21 protein-coding genes are annotated in these 21,730 nt (G+C 72.8%); 12 read left to right on the top strand and 9 right to left on the bottom strand.

The window, feature by feature from the left end; translation table 11 throughout:
* The first annotated feature begins 72 nt into the window (after nucleotides 1–72).
* The 3 genes from AB0L33_RS01350 to AB0L33_RS01360 all read left to right on the top strand — a co-directional run bounded on the left by AB0L33_RS01350 (nucleotide 73) and on the right by AB0L33_RS01360 (nucleotide 1,701).
* On the top strand, nucleotides 73–951 hold the full coding sequence (locus AB0L33_RS01350) for a helix-turn-helix transcriptional regulator (protein WP_365677030.1): 879 nt from the start codon (nucleotides 73–75) through the stop codon (nucleotides 949–951).
* A 2-nt stretch (nucleotides 952–953) separates the two neighbouring features.
* Nucleotides 954–1,133, top strand: coding sequence for a DUF397 domain-containing protein (locus AB0L33_RS01355; protein ID WP_365677031.1), 180 nt, complete (start codon nucleotides 954–956; stop codon nucleotides 1,131–1,133).
* A 196-nt stretch (nucleotides 1,134–1,329) separates the two neighbouring features.
* On the top strand, nucleotides 1,330–1,701 hold the full coding sequence (locus tag AB0L33_RS01360) for a hypothetical protein (RefSeq protein ID WP_365677032.1): 372 nt from the start codon (nucleotides 1,330–1,332) through the stop codon (nucleotides 1,699–1,701).
* A gap of 8 nt (nucleotides 1,702–1,709) precedes the next feature.
* Here AB0L33_RS01360 and AB0L33_RS01365 read toward each other — a convergent pair whose 3' ends face one another.
* The 3 genes from AB0L33_RS01365 to eno form a co-directional block, all read right to left on the bottom strand.
* Nucleotides 1,710–3,425, bottom strand: a complete 1,716-nt coding sequence (locus tag AB0L33_RS01365) for a SpoIIE family protein phosphatase (protein ID WP_365677033.1) — start codon at nucleotides 3,423–3,425, stop codon at nucleotides 1,710–1,712.
* A gap of 103 nt (nucleotides 3,426–3,528) precedes the next feature.
* The gene (locus AB0L33_RS01370; protein ID WP_365677034.1) at nucleotides 3,529–4,302 is read right to left on the bottom strand and encodes a DUF4097 family beta strand repeat-containing protein; all 774 of its coding nucleotides are present in this window, start codon (nucleotides 4,300–4,302) and stop codon (nucleotides 3,529–3,531) included.
* A gap of 398 nt (nucleotides 4,303–4,700) precedes the next feature.
* A complete protein-coding gene (gene eno, locus AB0L33_RS01375; protein ID WP_365677035.1) occupies nucleotides 4,701–5,981 on the bottom strand; it encodes a phosphopyruvate hydratase in 1,281 nt (426 codons plus the stop codon).
* A 168-nt stretch (nucleotides 5,982–6,149) separates the two neighbouring features.
* Here eno and AB0L33_RS01380 point away from each other — a divergent pair, with 168 nt between their 5' ends.
* Nucleotides 6,150–6,572, top strand: a complete 423-nt coding sequence (locus AB0L33_RS01380; protein ID WP_365677036.1) for a MarR family transcriptional regulator — start codon at nucleotides 6,150–6,152, stop codon at nucleotides 6,570–6,572.
* A gap of 44 nt (nucleotides 6,573–6,616) precedes the next feature.
* On the opposite strand, the gene AB0L33_RS01385 is transcribed toward AB0L33_RS01380, so the two are convergent.
* Nucleotides 6,617–7,174 (bottom strand): DUF1062 domain-containing protein, encoded by a 558-nt coding sequence (locus AB0L33_RS01385; RefSeq protein WP_365677037.1) that lies wholly within the window; start codon nucleotides 7,172–7,174, stop codon nucleotides 6,617–6,619.
* A 308-nt stretch (nucleotides 7,175–7,482) separates the two neighbouring features.
* Here AB0L33_RS01385 and AB0L33_RS01390 point away from each other — a divergent pair, with 308 nt between their 5' ends.
* On the top strand, nucleotides 7,483–8,745 hold the full coding sequence (locus tag AB0L33_RS01390; RefSeq protein ID WP_365677038.1) for a PQQ-binding-like beta-propeller repeat protein: 1,263 nt from the start codon (nucleotides 7,483–7,485) through the stop codon (nucleotides 8,743–8,745).
* A gap of 171 nt (nucleotides 8,746–8,916) precedes the next feature.
* On the top strand, nucleotides 8,917–10,065 hold the full coding sequence (locus tag AB0L33_RS01395; protein ID WP_365677039.1) for a serine hydrolase domain-containing protein: 1,149 nt from the start codon (nucleotides 8,917–8,919) through the stop codon (nucleotides 10,063–10,065).
* A gap of 63 nt (nucleotides 10,066–10,128) precedes the next feature.
* On the opposite strand, the gene AB0L33_RS01400 is transcribed toward AB0L33_RS01395, so the two are convergent.
* Nucleotides 10,129–11,028, bottom strand: a complete 900-nt coding sequence (locus AB0L33_RS01400; protein ID WP_365677040.1) for a serine hydrolase — start codon at nucleotides 11,026–11,028, stop codon at nucleotides 10,129–10,131.
* Between the two features lie 220 nt (nucleotides 11,029–11,248).
* On the opposite strand from AB0L33_RS01400, the gene AB0L33_RS01405 reads away from it, so the two are divergent.
* The 4 genes from AB0L33_RS01405 to AB0L33_RS01420 all read left to right on the top strand — a co-directional run bounded on the left by AB0L33_RS01405 (nucleotide 11,249) and on the right by AB0L33_RS01420 (nucleotide 14,164).
* A complete protein-coding gene (locus tag AB0L33_RS01405; protein ID WP_365677041.1) occupies nucleotides 11,249–11,569 on the top strand; it encodes a hypothetical protein in 321 nt (106 codons plus the stop codon).
* 23 nt (nucleotides 11,570–11,592) lie between these two features.
* Nucleotides 11,593–12,093, top strand: coding sequence for a GNAT family N-acetyltransferase (locus tag AB0L33_RS01410; RefSeq protein WP_365677042.1), 501 nt, complete (start codon nucleotides 11,593–11,595; stop codon nucleotides 12,091–12,093).
* A 71-nt stretch (nucleotides 12,094–12,164) separates the two neighbouring features.
* Nucleotides 12,165–12,857, top strand: coding sequence for a GntR family transcriptional regulator (locus AB0L33_RS01415; RefSeq protein WP_365677043.1), 693 nt, complete (start codon nucleotides 12,165–12,167; stop codon nucleotides 12,855–12,857).
* Nucleotides 12,854–14,164: an MFS transporter gene (locus AB0L33_RS01420; RefSeq protein WP_365677044.1), complete on the top strand. Its 1,311-nt coding sequence runs from the start codon at nucleotides 12,854–12,856 to the stop codon at nucleotides 14,162–14,164. The genes AB0L33_RS01415 and AB0L33_RS01420 overlap by 4 nt, the downstream gene beginning before the upstream one ends.
* Before the next feature lie 67 nt (nucleotides 14,165–14,231).
* Here the strand turns inward: AB0L33_RS01420 and AB0L33_RS01425 are convergent, their stop codons facing one another.
* The gene (locus tag AB0L33_RS01425; protein ID WP_365677045.1) at nucleotides 14,232–15,056 is read right to left on the bottom strand and encodes a maleylpyruvate isomerase family mycothiol-dependent enzyme; all 825 of its coding nucleotides are present in this window, start codon (nucleotides 15,054–15,056) and stop codon (nucleotides 14,232–14,234) included.
* Between the two features lie 176 nt (nucleotides 15,057–15,232).
* Between AB0L33_RS01425 and AB0L33_RS01430 the strand changes: the two genes are divergently transcribed.
* Nucleotides 15,233–16,027, top strand: coding sequence for a carbon-nitrogen family hydrolase (locus AB0L33_RS01430; protein ID WP_365677046.1), 795 nt, complete (start codon nucleotides 15,233–15,235; stop codon nucleotides 16,025–16,027).
* Between the two features lie 56 nt (nucleotides 16,028–16,083).
* Here AB0L33_RS01430 and AB0L33_RS01435 read toward each other — a convergent pair whose 3' ends face one another.
* Complete coding sequence (locus AB0L33_RS01435; RefSeq protein ID WP_365677047.1) at nucleotides 16,084–16,575, bottom strand: LURP-one-related family protein; 492 nt, start codon at nucleotides 16,573–16,575, stop codon at nucleotides 16,084–16,086.
* Between the two features lie 64 nt (nucleotides 16,576–16,639).
* Here AB0L33_RS01435 and AB0L33_RS01440 point away from each other — a divergent pair, with 64 nt between their 5' ends.
* Nucleotides 16,640–18,445, top strand: coding sequence for an NHL domain-containing thioredoxin family protein (locus AB0L33_RS01440; RefSeq protein WP_365677048.1), 1,806 nt, complete (start codon nucleotides 16,640–16,642; stop codon nucleotides 18,443–18,445).
* A 15-nt stretch (nucleotides 18,446–18,460) separates the two neighbouring features.
* Here the strand turns inward: AB0L33_RS01440 and AB0L33_RS01445 are convergent, their stop codons facing one another.
* Together AB0L33_RS01445 and AB0L33_RS01450 are read right to left on the bottom strand one after the other, a co-directional pair.
* Nucleotides 18,461–21,298, bottom strand: a complete 2,838-nt coding sequence (locus AB0L33_RS01445) for a BTAD domain-containing putative transcriptional regulator (RefSeq protein WP_365677049.1) — start codon at nucleotides 21,296–21,298, stop codon at nucleotides 18,461–18,463.
* A 111-nt stretch (nucleotides 21,299–21,409) separates the two neighbouring features.
* Nucleotides 21,410–21,628 carry a DUF6458 family protein gene (locus tag AB0L33_RS01450; RefSeq protein ID WP_365677050.1) on the bottom strand — a complete coding sequence of 73 codons (219 nt, stop codon included), beginning with the start codon at nucleotides 21,626–21,628 and terminating at the stop codon, nucleotides 21,410–21,412.
* Between the last annotated feature and the right edge of the window lie 102 nt (nucleotides 21,629–21,730).

The following is a 21,730-nucleotide window of genomic DNA, read 5'->3' on the forward strand; positions in this document are numbered from 1 at the left end:
TGAAACGGAGACATTTGTCTCCAACGGGTGAGGTGGTCGACGTTCGCGCTCGCGTCGCGAGAGACTGAGCCGGTGAATCGAGCGACTCAGCTAGGCAATCGGTCGTCAACTGTTCTGGGCCGCAGGCTCGGTAGTGAGCTGCTGCGCTTGCGGGACGCTTCGGGCAAGACCCAGCAGCAGGCCGCCCAGGTCATCAGTGCCACGAACTCGAAGATCGTCAAGATGGAGCGCGGTTGGGTGCCCATGAGGGACCCGGACATCCGCACTCTGTGCGAGTTCTATGGCCTGACAGACGCGAAGCTGATCGGCCGCCTGCTGGAGGTCGCCCGGCTGGACCGCGAGCGTCGCAAGGCGAAGGGCTGGTGGAACCAGTACCCGGAGCTGCGGTCGCTGGTCGAGTACGTCGCACTCGAAGACATCGCGACCCAGATCAGAACCTGGCAGGGAGCCTTTGTGCCCGGCCTGCTTCAGACGCCGGACTACGCCAGGGCCCTCGCTGTCGGCAACGCGGACTGGGACGATCCGGATGAGATCGAGCGTTTCGTCGAGGCCAAGATCGCCCGGCAAGGGCGCCTGGCGGACGACAAGCCGCTTGCGCTGTGGGCGATCGTCTCGGAAGGAGCCCTGCGTCAATTGGTCGGTGGCCGCGACGTGATGCGTGCGCAACTGGAGCGGCTGGAGGAGGCTGCGGACGAGCCAAATGTCACCGTGCAAGTTGTTCCGTTTCTGGCGGGCTCACACCCCGGAATGACCGGTGCGTTCAGCGTCGTCTCGTTCGCAGAACCAGGGGCGATGGACGTGGTCTACATGGACACCACGTCGTCTACGCTGTGGCTGGAGAGCGAGACGGACGCCGAACGGCACAACGTCACGTTCGGTCGTATCGCCAGGAACGGACTCGCTCCCCGCGATTCCATCGCTCTGATGGGGCGTATCCGCAAGGAGTTGTAGTCGTGCCACGCTTCGAGTTCGTCAAGTCCAGCTACAGCAGTGGAAATGGCGAGTGCGTCGAGGTGGCGCGGAACGTCCCCGGCACCGTCGCCGTCCGCGACTCCAAGCGGGCCGCCGGGCCCGTCCTCGTACTCAAGCCCACCGCGTGGGACGCCTTTCAGGCGGGGTTGCGTCGGCCCTAGCGGTTCATCGAACGCCTGCTTGAATGACCGCATGGTGGAGGATCGCGCATCTCTGGGGCCGCTTGAACTCACCGACGGGCGCTGGGGGATCGGGGATTCCGCCCGGCCCGGCGCCCATTGGGTGGAGTTGCACGCGGACGGATTCCATCGGCACGAGGCTGACGGCGAAGCCCAGTTCGTGCCCTGGGCCAGGGTCATGACCGGGATCAGGCTCACCTGGGGCAAGCGCCCGCGGGACACGACCAGCCGAGGTGCGTACACGCTCAAGGGCATGGTCGCCGACCGTGACGGGGGATGGCTCCACATGACCCTGCGCGACCCGTACGAGGACCATCAGCTGCACTTCGACCAGCACACGCGTCCTTACCGGGCGGTGGACGCTCTCCGGCTGGAGGCCCTGCTGCGGCGGCTCACCGATGAGGGAAGGCTGCGTCTCATCGGCGACCCGGAATGGGTCGGGCAAGCCGTCGCGGCCCTCGCCGGGGGGAAGAACCGCTGGGTCACCGACGGCTCACTGGACCAGGCGGTGGCGGAGGCCCTGGAGGCGGCCGGAACCGGCAGCCCCTGACGGAACCGTCACCCACCAGGCCCGTCGACCCGCAACACGAGTACCGCCACGTCGTCCCTCTGCGGGATCTCCGCGAGCCCCGCGGAGAGGGCTTCCAGGAGGAGGGGCAGGGGCTTGTCGGCGTGGCGGGCGAGCACGGCGGCCGTGTGCGCGGTGCACGCGTCGATGTCCTCGTCGCGGCGTTCGACCAGGCCGTCGGTGTAGAGCAGGAGCACGCTGCCCGGGGGCAGGTCGTGGGTGTGGTCCTCGCGGGGCGGGGCGTCCGGCAGGCCGAGCAGGAGGAGGTCGTGGCCGGACAGCGGCACGACGCCCGACCCCGGGGTGTGGAGGAGCGGCGGGGGGTGCCCGGCGTTGGACCAGGTGAGGCGCCAGCGCTCGGCGTCGCGGTCGAGGCGGGCGTGGACCGCCGTGGCGCCGATGCCCAGGGGGAGGACGCCGATGGCCTGGTCGATGGCGTGCAGGGCGCCGGCCGGTGAGTGGGCCGGGTCGTCCAGGCTCGCCTGGCGGAGCATGCTGCGGATCTGGCCCATCACGGTGGCGGCCCGGACGTCGTGGCCGATCACGTCGCCGATCGAGAGCATGAGGGCGGTGGGCAGCGGATAGGCGTCGTACCAGTCCCCGCCCACCATGTCCTGGTCGGCGGCGGGCAGGTACAGGGCCGCCATGTCCAGGCCGGGCACGTCCGGCAGCTCCGTCAGCATCGCGGCCTGGAGCTGTTCCGCGGCGCTGAGCCGGTGCGCCACGAAGCGGGTGCGTTCCACCGCCTGGCTCACGTACCCCGCCACCGTGGTGAGCACCGCCTCCTCGGTCGGCGCCATGACGTGCGGGCGGGACCAGCACCACGTGAGCACGCCGTGGCCGTTCGGCAGCGGGACGCACAGGACGGACTGGAGGCCCAGCGAGTCGTAACCGGCGACGGCCTCGGGCCCGAAGCCGGCCAGCAGCGCCGCGCGGTCCGGCACGAAGACGGAGCGCTGTTCCCGCATGGCCAGCGCGCTGGGGAAGGCCGCGTTCCGGTCCAGCCGGCCGATGGCGCTTTCCACAGGGCGTACGTCGTCCGGGTCGACGACCCGCCACAGCCCCTCGTCGTCGGCCAGCAGCAGACCCACGAACGCCGGCTCGGCGGGCCCCCGGAACATCTGGCGGAGGCGGCGGGTCAGGTCGGCCGGATCGCGGGCGTGGGCGAGTTCGACCGAGGCGCGCAGCAGCAGACCGGCGTGGTCGCGGTCCCGCTGGATCAGCTCCGTCGCGATTCTCAGCCGCAGCTCCATCGAGCAGGCGGCGGTGAGGTCTTCGAGGTCGCGCAGCTCGTCCGCCGTCCACTCCCGGGGGTGGTGGTCGATGGCGCAGAGCGACCCGAGCACCCGTCCGTCGGCGTCGGTGAGCGGCATTCCGGCGTACGCGACCACCTGGAGATCGGGGATGGCGAGACTGGTGCAGGTGCGGGGGTGTGCCCGGGCGTCGGCGAGGACCAGCGGGCCGCCGTCCGCGACCACGTGCTGGCAGAAGGAGTGGCTGAGGGGGGTCTCGCGCCGGGCCGCCCAGTGCCCGGACAGCCCGACCATGCCGGGGAAGACCTGCCGCTCGGGCTCCAGCAGCGAGACCAGGGACACCGGGACGCGCAGCAGGCGCGAGACAAGCCGCGCGAACCGGTCCATGCCGGGATCGGCCGCCGCGGTCAGCCCGGCCAGCCGTAGCGCCTCAAGCCTTCCGGGATCCCTCACCCCGGGGCCTCCGTCCGGACGGGAAGGAATGGCGCGATGCTCACAAAACGCATTTTACGAATATACGGGCGATATTCCGCGCTGTCCTGGGTTGGAGCGGGCCCTACCCCCGCCGCGCCTCCGTGTCGCCGTTCACGGTGCGCAGGGTCAGGCGGTGCGCGTGGTCCGTGGGCTCGGCCGCCGGGAGGTCCGTGGTCGAGCGACCGTTGACGGTGTGCGCGTCGGTCGCGTACGCGGGGGCGTCGGCCGGGAGGGTGACGCGCGCGGTGCCGTTGCGGGTGATGCCGCTGAGCGTGTCCGGGGCGGTGGCGCAGTGTACGTCCACGTCACCGTTGACCGTCTCGGCGTCGATGCCGGTGCCCCGGAGGCCGGTCGCGCGGACGGAGCCGTTCCGGGTCACCAGGTGCTGGCGGGCGCCCTTCGCGCCGGAGTCCTGCACGGTGACGTCGCCGTTGACGGTGCTGAGGTTCAGCCCGCCTCGGACATCGCTGACGTCGATCCCGGCGTTGCGCGCCCGGACGGTGAGTGTGACGCCGGCGGGCACGCGGACGAGCGGCATCCCGCCGCAGTTGTCCCGGGCCCGGTCGTCGCGCTCGTCGCCTTCGTCGCAGGGCAGGTCGAGGGTGTACGTGTCCCCGTCCCCGTCGTCCCCGTGCGCGAGGACCGAGTCGTCCACCGTGACGCGGTCCCCGTCCGTCCCGACGACCCGCACGCCGCCCTGGGTGGTGATGACGAGCCGGGTGTCCTGGGCGAGGGCGGCCGTCCGGAATTCCGCTCCCCGCGCGTCCGGGCCGTCGTGGCCGCAGGCGGACAGCACCAGCAGCGCGCACCCGGCCAGGACGGCCCGGCCCTTCGCTTCGCTCCGCGATGAGGTCATGGGAGGCGTGTGCCCCGGAAGCGGGGGCTTACGGCTCAGGGGGCCGCGGGGCTGCGGCGCTCCACCGGGACGATGTCGCGCCGGAGGCCGTGGTACCGCCCGGTCCGCTCCCGGACCGTGGGGTCCGTCGACGCCGCCAGACGCGTCAACGGCGGCCCCCGCGCCCGCCCGTGAACGCCGAGATGATCCAGATCACCAGCAGGGCGAGAAAGACGACGACGATGATGGTGGGAAGCGCGGACACCCTGGTCCCCCTTGGGATCGTTCGGCCGTAACTGCCGTGGCCCACGGGGCTCGTGGGGCCGGGACCGACCGGATGTTACGCGCCTGCGGCGAGGGCCGCCAGGGTTCCGCCGCACCCCGCGGCCGAGCAGCCGCTGGGGTGGCCCGGCGTGCTGCTACCGGGCGCGCAGCGCCTCCGTGCCCGCGTACCGGGCGCTCGCGCCCAGCTCCTCCTCGATGCGGATCAGCTGGTTGTACTTCGCGGTGCGGTCGGACCGGGACAGGGAGCCCGTCTTGATCTGGCCGCAGCCCGTGGCGACCGCCAGGTCCGCGATCGTCGTGTCCTCGGTCTCGCCCGAGCGGTGCGACATGACGACCGTGTAGCCGGCGCGGTGCGCGGTGGAGACCGTGGTCATCGCCTCCGTCAGGGTGCCGATCTGGTTGACCTTCACCAGGATCGAGTTGGCGACCCCGGAGGCGATGCCCTCGCGGAGCAGCGCGTCGTTCGTGCAGAACACGTCGTCGCCCGTCAGCTGGCAGCGGTCGCCGACGCGGGCGGTCAGCTCGCGCCAGCCGTCGAGGTCGTCCTCGGCCATCGCGTCCTCGACCGACACGACGGGGTAGGCGTCGATCAGCTTCACCAGGTGGTCCGCGTGCTCCGCGGGGGTGCGGCGTACGCCTTCGCCCGCGTAGTCGTACACCCCGTCGCGGAAGAACTCCGACGTCGCCGGGTCCATCACGAGCCCGATGTCCGTGCCCGGCCGGTACCCCGTGCGCTCGACGGCCGCCACGACGAAGTCCAGCGCCTCTTCCGCCGTACGGAGGGACGGCGCGAAGCCGCCCTCGTCCCCGACGCCCGTCGAGTGGCCGGCGGCGAGCAGGTCGCGGCGCAGGGTGTGGAAGACCTCCGACCCCATGCGGACCGCCTCGGCGAAGCTCTCCGCGCCGATCGGGGCGATCATGAACTCCTGGAAGTCCAGCGGATTGTCGGCGTGGGCGCCCCCGTTGACGATGTTCATCATCGGCACGGGCAGCAGCCGGGCGTCCGGCCCGCCCAGGTACCGGTAGAGCGGCAGGCGGTGGGCGGCTGCCGCCGCCTTCGCGGCGGCCAGCGAGACGCCCAGGATCGCGTTGGCGCCGAGCCGGGACTTCGTGGCGGTGCCGTCCGCGGCGACGAGCGCGGCGTCCAGCCCGGCCTGGTCCTCCGCGTCCCGGCCGAGGACGGCCTCGGTGAGCTCGGTGTTGACGTGGCGCACCGCCCGGTCGACGCCCTTGCCGTGCCAGCGGGCCGGGTCGCCGTCGCGCAGCTCCACGGCCTCGCGGGCGCCGGTCGACGCCCCGGAGGGGACCGCGGCCCGGCCGAGCGAGCCGTCCGACAGGACCACGTCCACCTCGACGGTGGGGTTGCCCCGGCTGTCCAGGACGCGGCGGCCGGTGACGGAAGTGATGGCGGTCATGGGAGTCCTTCCCGTTGTCGCGTGCCGCGGTCCGGCTGCGACGACGGTGGCGCGGGACCCGGCGAGAAAACTCTACAGCAATGCTGTTCAGTATGGCTGTGTAGCTGTGCTGAACAGTTCTGCTGTGCATGCCGCCGTCCTGATCCCGGCCCCGCGCTAAAGTGCCGTATGCCCCTTCCGGAATCCGCCTCCATCGCCGCCGAGCTGCGTACCGCGATGGGCAAGCTCACCCGCCGCGTGAAGCTTGAGGACCAGATGCCGCTCGGCCAGGTGGCCGTGCTCGGCGAGCTGGACCGCAACGGTGCCCTGACCACCAGCGAGCTCGCCGCCAACCAGCGGGTGCGGCCGCAGTCCATGGCGCGCGCGGTCGGGCTGCTGATGGACCAGGGGCTGCTCACCCGCCGCGCCCACCCCACCGACGGCCGCAAGAGCCTGGTCGAGCTGTCGGCCGCCGGGCGCGCCCTCCTGGAGGAGGAGCGGGAGCGCCGGGCCGACTGGCTGGCCCGTGCGATCGACGCCGAACTGACCGAGGAGGAGCGCGAGTTGCTGGCCCGCGCGATCGGGCTCGTCGGGCGGCTGGCCGCGCACTGAGGGCGGGGGCCGGCGCTCTCGCGGAGACACCGGCCCCCGTCGCCTCACCGCTTCAGCAGGAAGCCGAAGTCCGTCGTCGTCCGCCCGGTCAGGCGGACCGGCGAGACGAGCTTCCCTTCGGCCAGCAGGCGTTCCGCCTCGCCCCGCGAGAGGCCGAAGCCGTTCGCGATCAGGCGCAGCGGGCGGACGGGGACGCGGGCGGCGAAGCGGACGGACACCTCTGCCACCTCCGCCACCTCGCGGCCGGGGTGATCCGCGCCCCCGGTGTGCAGGCGCCAGGCGCCCGTCCAGTCGAGGCCGATGTGGTTGCGGCGCCGCACGACACCGTCCTGGAGGAGTTCGCCCGCCAGGACCGGGTCGTTGGCGTGCATCCGGTCCAGGAGCGCGGGCCGTACGGTGCGGACGTGCGCGCGCTCCAGGATCGTGACCTTGGTGGTGTCCCCGCACCCCGTGCAGAGCGCGAGGAGCCAGGCGTCCAGCAGCTTGTGGTTCGCGTTGACGCGGAACTTGCCGTGGGGCCGGAAGGTCCCGGACCCGCAGGAGTGACAGCGACGCAGGACCAGGGGCAGGCAGGTGGGCATGACGGCCCAATGGATGAGCACAGGTGTACACCGGTTTCCGTGTGAGAAATCCGCAGCAGGAAGCAGCGCGGCGCACAGGGCGCGACGCGCGACAGGTCAGCAGTGGGGAGGTCTCACGCGATGTACAACGGAACGCCCTTCCAGGGGACGGCAGATGCGGGGCCGCGCCGCGAACGGCCGGGCCCGGCTGCACGGTAGTGGGGCGGTCCGGCGGACCGCCACCGCTTTTCGACCGGGCCTCGTCCGCCAAGGCCCCGTGCCGTTAAGGTCGTTGTGATCGCAAAGAGCGCACAGATCCCAGGAGTGCGACGAGCGGGCCAGGGGGAGCGATGGGCGGGAGAGGGACGGCACACCGGTGGGCGGTCGCCGCGGCCGGGGCGGTGCTGGCGGCGGTGTCGCTGACCGGCTGCGGCAGCGGCGGTGACGGCGCCGCCGGTGCGAGGACGGCCGGCGGGTCCAAGGGCGGCGGGGGCGCGGAGCAGCCGGCGCGGCGCGCGTACGACCCACCCCTGCGCTTCGAGGGGAACGCGGTCGCCCTGCCGGGCGCCGAGCAGCCGAGCACGTCGAGCGGGGAGGCCCTGCGGCCCGCGGTGACGCTGGCGGACGGCGTCGCGTACGTCGACGACCAGGGCGGGATCGACGCGATCGACACCCGGACCGGCGACTCCCGGTGGTACGTGGCGACGAAGCACGAGGCGGAGCGGGGCGGCTTCGGGACGGAGCGGGTCGCGCCCCTGGTCTCGGACGACGGGCGGACCGTCTACGCCGCGTGGGACCGCCGGGTGCCGGGCGAGGGCACCGCGCCGGACCGCTTCGTCATCGAGGTCCTCGCCGTCGACACGGCCACCGGCAGGCGGACGTGGTCGGCCGAGATCCCGTCCGACCCCAGCGCGACCGGGCTCGCCGCCACCGCCATCGGCGCCGACGGGAACCTCGCGCCGCAGGTCGTCGGGGTGGAGGCCGGCACCGCGGTCGTCACCGACGCGGACACCACGTACGCCCTCGACACCGCCACCGGGGCCGTCCGCTGGAAGAAGGGCGACTACCGCGCGCTGAACCTCGCCGGGGGCGTCGTGGCCGGCGGCGAGGAGACCGGATACGCCCAGGGCCGGCTGCTGGGCGTCGACGCGGAGACGGGGAAGCAGCGGTGGACCGTCGCGGGCGCCCGGCAGCCCGCCCGCGCCGCGCCGGAGTTGCTGAGTGCGAACCGGGACGGCCACACGGACGTCGTGGACGCGGTCGACGGCAAGCTCCGCCTGATCATCGACAAGCCGGGCTACCGCTGCCTGGACGACGCGCGCTCGCTGGTCGCGTGCTCCAAGGACGGCTACGGCGCGTCGGACCGCGGCATCGTGGTCATCGACGCGACGACGTTCCGGCACAAGTGGGTGCTGCCCGACCACTCCGGCCGGTCGGTGCCCCGAGTCACCGGCTTCTGGCACGGCGCCCTCTACGGCGAGGTGGGCGACCGCCCGGTCGTCCTGGACGGCACCACGGGCAAGGACCGCGAGACCGATCCGAACGCGGCGCCGGTCGAGATCGACCGCTACGGCGGTGTGGAGGGCGCGCGGTTCATCCCGGCCAAGGGCTGATCAGGGCCGGTGGAGGCGGCCGGTGGGGGGAAGGCCCCCGCGTTCGAAGGGGGTTGACCGCACCGGGCTCCGGGGGGTCACGGGATGGCTCCGGCCGCGCCCGGCTGGTGCGATGAGGGTCCGTCACCGATGACGGCGTACCAACGTTCCGGCGCAGAGAAACGGATCACCATGCGCGCATTACCGAGGCGCCGGCGGGGGCTCGCCCTCCTGGCCGGGCTCACCGCCGCCCTCTTCGCCACCGCGACCGGGCTGCCCGCCGCGGCGGCCCAGCCGCGTCCCGCCGACCCGCTCCAACGGGAGGTGGACGCGATTCACGGGACGGGGGTCCCGGGCGTGCTGGCCGAGGTTTCCGGGCCGGGCGGCCGGACCCTCGCGCGGGCCGGGACGGCCGTGGTGGGCAGCAGGAGGCCGATGCCCTGGGACGGCAGGTTCCGGATCGGTAGCGCCACCAAGACCTTCACCGCCGCCGTTGTCCTGCAACTCGTCGGGGAAGGCCGCCTGTCCCTGGACGACACCGTCGAACGGTGGCTGCCGGGCGTGGTCCGGGGCCACGGCAACGACGGCCGTCTCATCACCGTACGACAACTGCTGCGGCACACCAGCGGCCTCCGGGACGTGGCTCCCCGAGTCGCCGCGCTGAACAGCGCGGCAGGCTATCGGGCGGAGCGGTTCCGTACGTACACCCCCGGGGAACTGGTGCGGCTCGCCGTGAGCGACACACCCGTGTTCCCGCCGGGCGAGGGCTGGTCGTACGCGAACACCAACTACGTCCTGGCCGCGATGATCGTGGAGAGGGTCACCGGCCGGAGCTGGGCCCGCGAGATCGAGGCGCGCATCGTCCGGCCGCTGGACCTGAGCGGCACCTCGGTCCCCGGGGCCCTTCCCTCCGTTCCGGGGCCGCATGCCCACGGCTACGCCGCGTTCGGCACCGAGGAGGTCACCGACGTCACGACGCTCGATCCGAGCATGGCCTTCGGCTCCGGCGCGGTCATCAGCACGGCGCACGACCTGAACCGCTTCTACGCCGCACTGCTCGGCGGCCGGCTGCTCGCCCCGGCGCAACTGGCCGAGCTGACCGACACCGTGGACGCACCCGAGCTGGGCGTGAGGTACGGGCTGGGGATCGCCGAGATCCCGCTGTCCTGCGGCGGCACCTACTTCGGGCACCGCGGCGAACTGCTCGGCTACACCACCTGGGCCGGTGCCACGGCGGACGGCGGGCGGAGCGCCGCGGTCTACGTCAACGGCGACGGCGGGAAGGGCACCCAGGACGCCATGACCGGACTCGTCGACCGGGAGCTGTGCGGGACGGGCTGAGACGGGGAAGCGCGAGGGGCCCCGCACGCGACGGCGTGCGGGGCCCCTCCTCGTGCAGGCGGGTTACTTCTTGAAGCCGTAGTCCATCAGCTTCTTCGCGTCCGACGTGCGGTTCGCCTCGGACGACGACGTCAGGACGGTGCCGATGACCGTCTTGCCCTTGCGGGTCGCGGCGAAGACCAGGCAGTACTTGGACGCCGGGCCGGAGCCCGTCTTCACGCCGATCGCGCCGCTGTAGGTGCCCAGCAGCTTGTTCGTGTTGGTCCACGACATGTAGCGGTAGCCGCCGCTCTTGGTCGTGACCTTCTGCTTGGTCGACTTCGTCTTCACGACCGTGCGGAACGTGGAGTACTTCATCGCGCTGCTGGCGAGCTTCGTCAGGTCGCGCGGGGTCGAGTAGTTGGACCCGTTCCCTATGCCGTCGAACGAGTCGAAGTGCGTGTTCTTCAGGCCGAGGGTCTTGGCGGTGCTGTTCATCTTGCCGATGAACGACTTCACCCGCGCCGCGCGCGTCGAACCGGAGCCGAACTTGTCCGCCAGCGCGTAGGCGGCGTCGCAGCCCGACGGCAGCATGAGGCCGTAGAGCAGCTGACGCACGGTGACCTTGTCGCCCACGATCAGGCGTGCCGAGGACGCGCCCTTGGAGACGATGTAGTCGCTGTACGCCTTCTGGATCGTGACCTTGGAGTCCAGGTTCAGGCCCTTCTGGGCCAGCACCACGCGCGCGGTCATGATCTTCGTCGTCGATCCGGTGGAGCGGCGGGTGTCCGCGGCCTTGGTGAACAGCGTCTTTCCGGTGCCGTTGTTCATCACGAAGCCGCCCTTGGCGACGATCGAGGGCGCCTTGGGCGCGGCGGCCTGTGCCGTGGAGGCGAACGCGCCGCCCGCGATCAGGGCGCCCGTGGTGAGGGCCACCGTGACGGTCGCCGAGCCGCGCCTTATGCCCTTAATGCCGAGTTTCAAAGTGAACGCTCCAAATGCCCCTGAAGGGCGGCCACATGAGGGTGCCGCCGCGCTGATAAGACGAACGACCGCACCGCATGGTTGGGCCCACGCGCGGGTGATTTTTTACGACATCCAGGGGCGGCGGGACGGCCCCGCGGCGTTCGCGGCGCGCCGGCGCGCGGTGGCCAGGGGCTACCATCGGCGTCACGTCCGAGCGCCCCACAGGCCGGAGGTCACCGTGGACGATGTCGTACGCGCGCACGAGTCCGTCAGGGCATACGGCGAGCTCCTCGCCCTCGCCGAACGCCTGGAGGAGCTGCGGCAGCTGGGCGAGGACGGCGTCGAGGCGCATACGACCGCCGCGCTGCACGCGGTCCGCTTCGCCGCGACGATCCTGTGGCGGACGGTGCCGGACGTGCCGGAGCCGGGCTACCGCCAGGACGAGGAACGGCTGCTCGAACTGGCCGCGCACTGGCGCGAGGCGGCGCTCGGCCTCGGCGAGTTCGCGCCCCGGCGCCCGACCCTGCGGCTGGTGGAAAACGACGGGTCGTCCGCCTAGGCGCTGGGATAGCGTCCCCCGGCATGACCCCTTCCCTGCACAGTGAGCGCCTGGTCCTCGAACCGTACGTACCCGCCGACGAGGAGGCGTTCGTCGCCCTCTTCCTGGACCCCCGGGTCTCCCGGTGGATGGGCGACGGGCCCTGGTCCGAGGAGCAGTACCGCACCACGTTCTCCCGCATCTTCACGCACGCCTACGGCAGGGAGGGCTTCGACGTCTGGGCCGTGCGCCGGGACGGCCGGACGATTGGCCACGCGGAGATCAAACCGGCCAAGGTCGTCGAGGGCCACGAGCTGATCTACGGCCTCGCCCCCGAGGCGTGGGGGCAGGGCCTCGGCACCGAGCTGGCGCGGACGATCGTCGCGTACGGCTTCGAGGTGCTGGGCCTGGACCAGGTGTACGCGACCGTGGCCGAGCCGAACACGGCCTCGCTCGGGGCCCTGCGCAAGGTGGGCTTCCAGCACGTCAGGGACATCATCGAGGAGGACGGCAGCACGACCCTGCTGCTGGCCCGCGAGCAGTAAGGGGCCCGGCGCCGCCGCCCACATCGTGGACGGTCCGGCGCTTGCGTGCATGTTGTATCTATGCTGTACGCATGCCAGCCCCCGCTCCCTCCACAGCACCCGGCCCTGCCCCCGTGACCCCGCCCGCGAAGCAGCCCCCGGCCGCCGAGCGCGTCTACACGCACGTCAAGGACGCCGTCCTGGACCGCCGCTACGAGGGCGGCACCCTGCTCACCGAGGGCGGCCTCGCCGAGGCCGTGGGGGTCTCGCGCACACCGGTGCGCGAGGCGCTGCTGCGCCTGGAGGTGGAGGGCCTGATCAAGCTCTACCCGAAGAAGGGCGCCCTGGTGCTCGCCGTCTCCGCCCAGGAGATCGCGGACGTGGTGGAGACCCGGCTGCTGGTCGAGGAGTTCGCCGCTCGCAAGGCGGTGCCCGCGTCGCCGCAGCTGATCAGCCGGCTGGAAGCGCTTCTGGAGGAGCAGCGGCACTTCTCCGACGCAGGCGACCTGGCCACCGTCTCCGTGAAGGACCGCTGCTTCCACGCCGAGATCGTCCGCCACGCGGGCAACGAGATCCTGTCCCGCCTCTACGACCAGCTGCGCGACCGTCAGCTGCGGATGGGCGTCGCCGTCATGGAGGCCCACCCGGACCGGATCGCCGCCAACATCACGGAGCACGGCGAACTGCTGGAGGCCATCAGGTCCGGTGACGCGGAGGCCGCCGCCCAGGTCGTGCGCCGCCACGTCGGCCGGGTCAAGGTGCTGGTCCGGGGTGAGGACCGGTGAGTTCCGCCGCCGCGCCCACCCTGCCCCTGCCCGGTGACCCGCCCGGCGGCCGTCGCGCCGCCTGGGTCTGGGGCATCGGCGTCGCCGTCTACTTCGTCGCCATCATCTTCCGGACCAGCCTCGGCGTCGCCGGACTCGACGCCGCCGACCGGTTCGACGTCAACGCCTCGGCGCTCTCCACCTTCTCGATCCTCCAGCTGCTCGTGTACGCGGGCATGCAGATACCCGTCGGCCTGATGGTCGACCGGCTCGGCACCAAGCGGGTGCTGACCCTCGGCGCCGTTCTGTTCACCCTCGGCCAGCTCGGCTTCGCGCTCTCCCCCTCGTACGGCACGGCGCTCGCCTCCCGCGCGCTGCTGGGATGCGGCGACGCGATGACCTTCATCAGCGTGCTCCGGCTGGGGACGCGCTGGTTCCCGGCCCGGCGCGGGCCGCTGATCGGCCAGGTCGCCGCCCTGTTCGGGATGGCGGGCAACCTCGTCTCCACGCTGGTCATCGCCCGCGCCCTGCACGGCTTCGGCTGGACGACGACCTTCGTCGGCAGCTCGCTGGCCGGGGTCGTGGTGCTGGTGCTGCTCCTGCTCTTCCTCAAGGACCACCCCGAGGGCTACGAGCCGCCGCCCGCGCAGCACGCCGGCGGGGCGTACGTGCGCAAGCAGATCGCCGCCTCCTGGCGGGAGCCCGGGACCCGGCTCGGGATGTGGGTGCACTTCACCACGCAGTTCCCGGCGATGGTCTTCCTGCTGCTGTGGGGCATGCCGTTCCTGGTCGAGGACCAGGGGCTCGGCCGGGGGACCGCCGGTGAGCTGCTGACCCTGGTGGTCCTCTCGAACATGGCGCTGGGGCTCGTCTACGGGCAGGTGATCGCCCGTCACCACGCGGCCCGCGTCCCGCTCGCCCTCGGCACGGTCGGCACGACGGCCACGGTGTGGGCGGTGACGGTCTTCCACCCCGGGGACCACGCGCCGATGTGGCTGCTGGTCGTCCTGTGCGTGGTGCTCGGGGCGTGCGGGCCCGCCTCGATGATCGGCTTCGACTTCTCCCGCCCGGCCAACCCGCCGGAGCGCCAGGGCACCGCGTCCGGCATCGTCAACATGGGCGGCTTCATCGCCTCGATGACCACGCTGCTGGCGGTCGGCGTGCTGCTGGACGCGACCGGTGACAACTACCGGGTGGCGTTCTCGTCGGTCTTCGTCCTGGAGGCGCTGGGCGTGGCGCAGATCCTGCGGCTGCGGGCGAGGGCCGCGCGCCGCGAGCGCGACCACCATGTGATCAGCCGGGTGGAAGCGGTGCACGTTCCGGTGTGATCCGGACCCGAACGGCGGCGCGCCCGTCCCCCTCGTGGGGGCGGGCGCCGCTGTGTGCCGGGGGCTCTTACGGGGTGACGGCGAAGTGCTGGAGGATGGTGTCGGCCAGCTCCTGGTCGCCCTCGGTCTTGATCCGGTCCGCCACGGCGGCGGGCCGCACCCGGCCGCAGGCCAGCCGTACGTACGTCTCCCAGTCCATGGACAGCGTCGCGGCGGGCCCGAGCGACGGGGCGACGTCCAGCGAACCGCGCCCCTCGGCGTCCACCCGCACCGTACGCATGAACTCCAGCGGCCCGTGGACGTCCAGCACCACAGCGGAGTTGGCCGGCGCGCCCGCGCTCTTGGCCACCACCTTCGGCAGCCCCAGCAGCAGGAGGTCCCGGGCGACCAGGGCGCCGGGGGAGTCCAGGTTGCCGGGCCTGCCCAGGGCCGTCCGCAGGTCCTGCTCGTGGACCCAGACGTCGAACGCGCGCATCCGCAGCGCCGTCTCCAGGGTCTGCTCGGCGCCCAGCGGCGCCCGCACCATGGTCTCCGGGTCCCGCGTCTCGTTCCGCAGCTGCCGGGAGCGGCGGATGATCGTGTACTCCAGCTCGGAGGTCATCTCCGGCGCGGTGTGGTGGCGCCTGACGTCGACCTGCATCTCCATGTAGCGGGCGAACTCGCTCTGCACGTGGAACAGGTCGCGCGGCAGGGTGTGGATCGGGCGCGGGTCGCCGAGCTGTTCGCACTCCATGCCGATGATGTGCGACACGATGTCGCGCACGGACCAGTTGGGGCAGGGCGTGCGGCCGTTCCACTCCCCCTCGGCGAGCGGGCTCACCAGCTCGGCTATGGACTCGATGGAGTGGGTCCAGGCGTCGGCGTAGGTCTGGAGGCTGGGATGGACGGTCACGGGACCCCTCGTGCGGTTCGGTGCATGGGCAACTGGGCGCGGACGGTCGGGCTGCGGGCTGCGGACAGCAATGAGGTTCGGTGGCTAAGTTACGCTGCGAGCAGGCACCCCGGCAGTGCTTTCGTGTGACGATCGTAGGCCGGTGTTGACGGCTCGAATGCCAGGACGGTGGTAGTGTGCGCGCCTCCCTCATCCAGATCGCAGTAGACCCGGACGAACCCGTCGGTTCCCGCAGGGAACGCGCCGCCTCCCTGGTGGCCTCGCAGCGGGGCGCGGATCTGGTGGTCCTGCCCGAACTGTGGCCGGTGGGAGCCTTCGCCTACACGGCCTTCGAGGCCGAGGCCGAGCCGCTGACGGGCCCGACCCATGAAGTGATGGCCAAGGCCGCAGCCGAGGCCGGGGTCTGGCTGCACGCCGGCTCCTTCGTGGAGCGGGCCGGGGACGGCACCCTCTACAACACCACGCTCGTCTTCTCCCCCGAGGGCGAGCGGGCCGCCGCCTACCGCAAGATCCACCGCTTCGGCTTCGACCAGGGCGAGGCCGTGATGATGGGCGCCGGCGAGGACCTGGTCACCGTCCCCCTCCCGCGGACCACGCTCGGCCTCGCCACCTGCTACGACCTCCGCTTCCCGGAGCTCTTCCGGGGCCTGGTCGACGCCGGTGCCGAAACCCTCGTCGTCGCGGCCGGCTGGCCGGAGCGACGCCGCGCCCACTGGACCCTGCTCGCCCGGGCTCGCGCCGTCGAGAACCAGTCGTACGTCCTCGCCGTCGGCTCCGCCGGCACCCACGCGGGCGTCCAGCAGGCCGGGCACTCCCTCGCCGTGGACCCCTGGGGCGAGGTGCTCGCGGAGGCGGGCGCGGACGAGGAGGTGCTGACCGTGGAACTGGACCCGGCCAAGGTCGCCGCGACCCGGGAGCAGTTCCCGGCCCTGAAGGACCGGCGGCTCGGGCTGGCCGCACCGACGATCTGACAGGCGAAGGGCCCTGTTTCACGTGAAACAGGGCCCTTCGGATGCAAGGCGTGCGATCAGTCGTCGTGCTCCTTCTCCGCGAGCACGATCACGCACACCGCCACCGCGATCAGCAGCGACGCGTCGGCGTCGTCCCGCACGATGTCGATGCCGTACGTGTCCCGGAGGGACAGCCAGCGGCGGGAGATCTGGGCCAGGAGTTCGCCGTCGTAGTCCACGGCGAACTCGCGGTCCAGGACCTTGCCGCTGACGTCCAGCTCGGTGCCGTCCGCGAGCGTCACCCGGTAGTGGTTCCGCAGCAGCGAGAGGTGCTTCTTCTTGACCTTGGCGAGCTGCTCACCGTCCCGCTCGATCAGCATCGTGTCGCGCAGGCTCAGAAGCTTCTGGCGGATCTCCACAAGGATCCGGCCCTGCGCGTCCTTCAGCTCGAAGGTGTCCCGCACCCGCATGGCCTTGCCGTCGACCAGGAAGACCTTGCGGCCCTCCGTGTCCTCGATCCAGTAGTCGTCACCGATGCCGAAGATGCGCTCGCGCACGAGAAGTCTCATGGCTCACAGGTTCCCCGAGCCACCTGTGGAATGCGGGAGCGCCACGGTGATGTTGACTGGTCTCATGGCAACACGTGCACGCGTCAGGGCCCCCGAACTCATCGGCAAGGGCGGCTGGCTCAATACAGGCGACCGGCAGTACACCCTCGCTGACCTGCGGGGACGCATCGTCATCCTCGACTTCTGGACCTTCTGCTGTGTGAACTGCCTGCATGTCCTCGATGAGCTGCGCGAGCTGGAGGAGAAGCACCGCGACACCGTCGTGATCATCGGGGTCCACTCGCCGAAGTTCGTGCACGAGGCCGAGCACCAGGCCGTCGTGGACGCGGTCGAGCGGTACGAGGTCCACCACCCGGTCCTCGACGACCCCGAGCTGGCCACCTGGAAGCAGTACGCCGTACGCGCCTGGCCCACGCTCGTCGTCATCGACCCCGAGGGCTATGTCGTCGCCCAGCACGCCGGCGAGGGCCACGCCCACGCCATCGAGAAGCTGGTCGAGGAGCTGGAGACGGAGCACGCGGCGAAGGGCACCCTGCGGCGCGGCGACGGCCCGTACGTGGCGCCGGAACCGGTGGCCACCCATCTGCGGTTCCCCGGCAAGGCGCTGCTCCTCGCGGACGGCGGCTTCCTGGTCTCCGACACCACCCGGCACCGCCTGGTCGAGCTGGACCCGGACGGCGAGACCGTGCGCCGGCACTTCGGGACGGGCGAGCGCGGGTTCGCGGACGGCGGGCCCGACCAGGTCCGTTTCAGCGAGCCCCAAGGGCTCGCCCCGCTGCCCGACGGGCGGATCGCGGTCGCCGACACCGTCAACCACGCCCTCCGTGCCCTCGACCTCACGACCGGGGAGACGACCACCCTCGCCGGCACCGGCCGCCAGTGGTGGCAGGGGGCGCCCACCAGCGGCCCGGCCCGCGAGGTGGACCTCTCCTCGCCGTGGGACGTCGCCTGGTTCGACGGCCGGCTCTGGGTCGCCATGGCCGGGGTGCACCAGCTGTGGACGTACGACCCCGAGGACGGCACCGTACGGGTCGCCGCCGGGACCACCAACGAGGGCCTGGTCGACGGACCCGGCGCGGAGGCGTGGTTCGCCCAGCCGTCCGGGCTCGCGGCGACCGAGGAGCGGCTGTGGGTCGCCGACTCGGAGACGTCCGCGCTCCGCTGGGTCGACCGCGACGGCGCCGTGCACACCGCCGTCGGCACCGGCCTCTTCGACTTCGGCCACCGGGACGGCGCCGCCGGGCAGGCCCTGCTCCAGCACCCCCTCGGCGTCACCGCCCTGCCCGACGGGTCCGTCGCCGTCTGCGACACGTACAACCACGCCCTGCGCCGGTACGACCCGGCGAGCGGTGAGGTCACCACCCTGGCCACGGACCTGCGGGAGCCGAGCGACGCCGTGCTGGTCGACGGCGACCTCGTCGTCGTGGAGTCCGCCCGGCACCGGCTGACCCGGCTGCGGCTGCCCGAGGAGGCGGTCCGCGTCGCCGAACAGGCGCACCGCACGCAGCGGGCCGCCACCGAGGTCGCTCCCGGCGCGCTCCGGCTCGACGTCGTCTTCCAGGCGCCGGCCGGGCAGAAGCTGGACACCCGGTACGGTCCTTCGACGCGGCTGCTGGTCTCCTCCACCCCGCCCGGGCTGCTGGCCGAGGGCGAGGGCGCGGGCACCGACCTCTTCCGTGACCTGGTCCTCGCGGACGGCGTCACCGAGGGGGTCCTGCACGTCTCCGCGATGGCCGCGTCCTGCGACGACGACCCCGCCAACGAGTACCCGGCCTGCCACGTCCACCAGCAGGACTGGGGCGTCCCCGTCCGCGTCACGGAGGGCGGCGCGGCCCGGCTCCCGCTGGTGCTCGCGGGTATGGACGCGTAGGCACTCTCCTCCGGATCAGCCGTCCGCCGTCAGGCGGCGGGCCGCCTCGGTGTGGCGGCGTACGTGGTCCGGGCTCGCCGTCACCCGGAGCAGCGCCTCCAGAGCCCGGACCGCGCCCTCGTCGTAGCCGGCGCGCTCCGCCTCCGAGGCCGCCTCGTCCAGGAGCCGGATGCCCTTCTCCTCCGCGCCCAGGGCGATGTGGGCCTCGCCGCTGACGGACAGCAGCAGCACCCGGCGGGCCGCCTCCTCGTGCTCGGGGCCCAGGCCGAAGGCGGTCCGCGCGGAGTCCAGGGCGTCCTTCGGGCGCCCCGCCGTGAGCTGCATCCGTGCCAGGTGCTGGAGCGCGAGCATCTCGGTGTGCGCGTCGGGCTCCTCCCTGGCCAGTTCGAGGGCTCGCTCGCAGCCCTCCATCGCCACGTCCAGGGCGCCCTGCTCGGCCTGGACGATGGCCAGGTTGATGAGCGCGGTCGCCTCGCCGAGCCGGTCCCTCGCCTGCCGGGCGAGTCCGGGCGAGGGCTCCAGCGTGGCGACGGCCTCGCCGGTCCTGCCCTCCTCCGTCAGCACCCAGCCGAGCAGATTGCGGACCCGGGACTCCGCGTACGGGTCCTCGCGGGCGACGGCGGCCGCCATGGCGAGTTCCAGCACGGGGGCCCAGCCGTCCCGGACCCGCCACACCACGTGCGGCCACTGGAGCAGGATGATGCGCCACGCCCGGTCGTCGAGCCCGGCGGCCCGGGCGGCGGCGGCCGCCAGGGCCAGGTCCTCGCGCTCGGCTGCCAGCCAGCTCATCGCCTCCGCCCGGTCGGTGAAGTCCCGGGTCGCGGTGGGCGCGTGGAAGTCGTCCGGCAGGACGAAGCAGGGCTCGCCGCCCGGTTCGGCCGTGTCGGCGGCGGCGAGCGCCGTCGCGATGTAGTGGTCCAGCACGCCGATGAGAGCGTCCGGCGCCGCCGCCGCGTCGAGCCCCCGCGCGTACAGCCGCACCAGGTCGTGGAGTATCCAGCGGCCGGGGCCCGCCTCGGTGACCAGATGGGCGGCGGCGAGCCGTTCCAGCGCCGCCCCGGCGGTGACCGGGTCGCTGCCGGCGAGCGCGGCGGCGGTGTACGGGTCGAAGTGGCTGCCCGGGTGGTGGCCGAGCCGGGCGAGGTGGTGGACGGCGTCCGGCGGCAGCTGCTGCACGGTGAGCCGCAGGGCGGCGGACACGCCGGTGTCCTCCACGTCCAGATACGACAGCCGGCTGCGCTCGTCCGCGAGTTCGTCGGCCATGGCGGCCAGTGTCCACCGCGGGCGGCCCGCCAGCCGGGCCGCCGTCACCCGCAGCGCGAGGGGCAGCCCGCCGCAGAGCTCGGCGAGCCGCCGGGCCGCCACCGGTTCCGCGAGGACCCGTTCCTCGCCGAGGACCCCGGCCAGCAGCGCGGTGCCGTCCGTCGGTTCGAGTATGTCCACCGGGACCGGGACGGCCGCGTCCGAGGCGATCAGCCCGTCGAGCCGGTGCCGGCTGGTGACCAGCGTGACGCAGTCCGTACCGCCCGGCAGCAGCGGTCTGACCTGCGCGGAGTCACGGGCGTTGTCCAGCACGACGAGGAGGCTGAGCCGGTCGGTGAGCGAGCGGAACAGGGCCGCCGCACCGGCCACGGACTCCGGCACCCGGCGGGGCGCGACACCGAGCGCGAGCAGGAACTCCCGCAGCACTTCGAGCGGAGTCGGCTCCGCGGTGTCCCCGAACCCGCGCAGGTCCGCGAAGAGCCGCCCGTCCGGGAAGGCGGCGGGCGTCCGCCGCGCCCAGTGCAGCGCCAGTGCCGTCTTGCCGACCCCGGCGGGGCCGGTGACCAGACACACGGGCGCCTCCCCGGCCGCGGCCCGCGACAGCGCGGTCAGCTCGGCGCCCCGCCCGTGGAACCCGCGCGGCGCGCGCGGGAGCAGATCGGCGACCGGCGCCGGTACGCCGCCGCCTCCGGCGTAGGGGGAGGCCGGGGCGTGCGGGGGCACGGCGGCCGCCCGGTCCGCGACGACCTGCGTCGCACCGGCCCCGGTGGCCGTCGTACCGGGCCCGTCGCCCGGCGCCACGCCCACCGGCAACGGGGTCCCGGCCTGCCCGGGCCCCACGGACGCGCCCGCCTCTCCGCGCAGAATGCGCGCGTACGCGTCCGCCAGTTCGCGGCCCGGGTCGATGCCCAGTTCGTCCGCGAGCAGGCGGCGGGTGCGGTGGAAGCAGTCCAGGGCCTCGGACTGGCGGCCCGATCGGTGCAGCGCGGTCATCAGGGCCGCCGCCAGGGATTCGCGCATGGGGTGGGCGACGGCCTCCGCGCGGAGGACCGCCGCCGCGCGGTGGTGTTCGCCCAGCTCCCCGTACGCGCGGGCCAGCTGTTCGATCGTCGAGAGGCGGGACTCCTCCAGCGCGTGGGCGGCAGCCTGGAGCGGGGCGCTCGCGAAGGTGCCGGTGAGGGCGGGGCCCTGCCAGAGCGACAGGGCCTCCTTCAGCATCAGCACCGTGTCGGCGGGGTCCCGCTGCTCACGGGCCAGCATCAGCAGTTCCTCGAACCGCTGGGAGTCCAGCAGGGTTTCGGGCACCCGGAGGACGTAAGCGTCGCCGAGCGTCGCCAGCTCGACCCCGTACGCCTGCGCGTCCGCGCCGACCAGCAGGGCGCGCAGGCGGGAGACATGGCCCTGGATGACCGTGCGGGCGTGGAGCGGAGGCTCCTCGTCCCACAGACAGTCGGTCAGCCGTGCCATGGACACGGGGGTGTTGGCGTGCAGCAGCAGGGCCGCGAGCAGGCTGCGGCGCTTGGCGGGGCCGAGGGGCAGCGGTCCGGTCAGTGTGTCGACGCAGACGGTGCCGAGCAGCCGGAACTCCACGAGCGGCTCCCCTTCAGGGTCTGACGCGCCCGGTTCCGGGTCACGGACAAGCGCCCAGAATATCGGGGATTCCGCCGTGGTGTTCCGCGGGTGTGGCCGGATCGCCCCCGGTCACAGGTGCCGTTCGTCGTCGGAGACGACCGTCGTCGTGGGCGGCACGACCATGCGGCGGCGCCGGATGACGCTCGCGTAGACGAAGACGCCGATGACGCCGACGATCATCATGATCCAGCCGACCAGGCCGACGTTGACGCTGTCCAGGTGCCAGTCGGTCGCGAAGGCGAGGATCGCCCCCGCGCCGATGAGGAGAATGCATCCGCCGAGTCCCATGAATTCCGCCTCCCAGGCGGCCCGGGACCTCCGGGCCGTGTACGGACCGCGTACCCGGGTCGGCAACGAGCATGCGCGGGCGAGAGGCCGGGAGGCTCCCGC

Origin of the sequence: Streptomyces sp. NPDC052299 (assembly GCF_040679335.1) — a bacterium.
Lineage (GTDB): Bacteria > Actinomycetota > Actinomycetes > Streptomycetales > Streptomycetaceae > Streptomyces.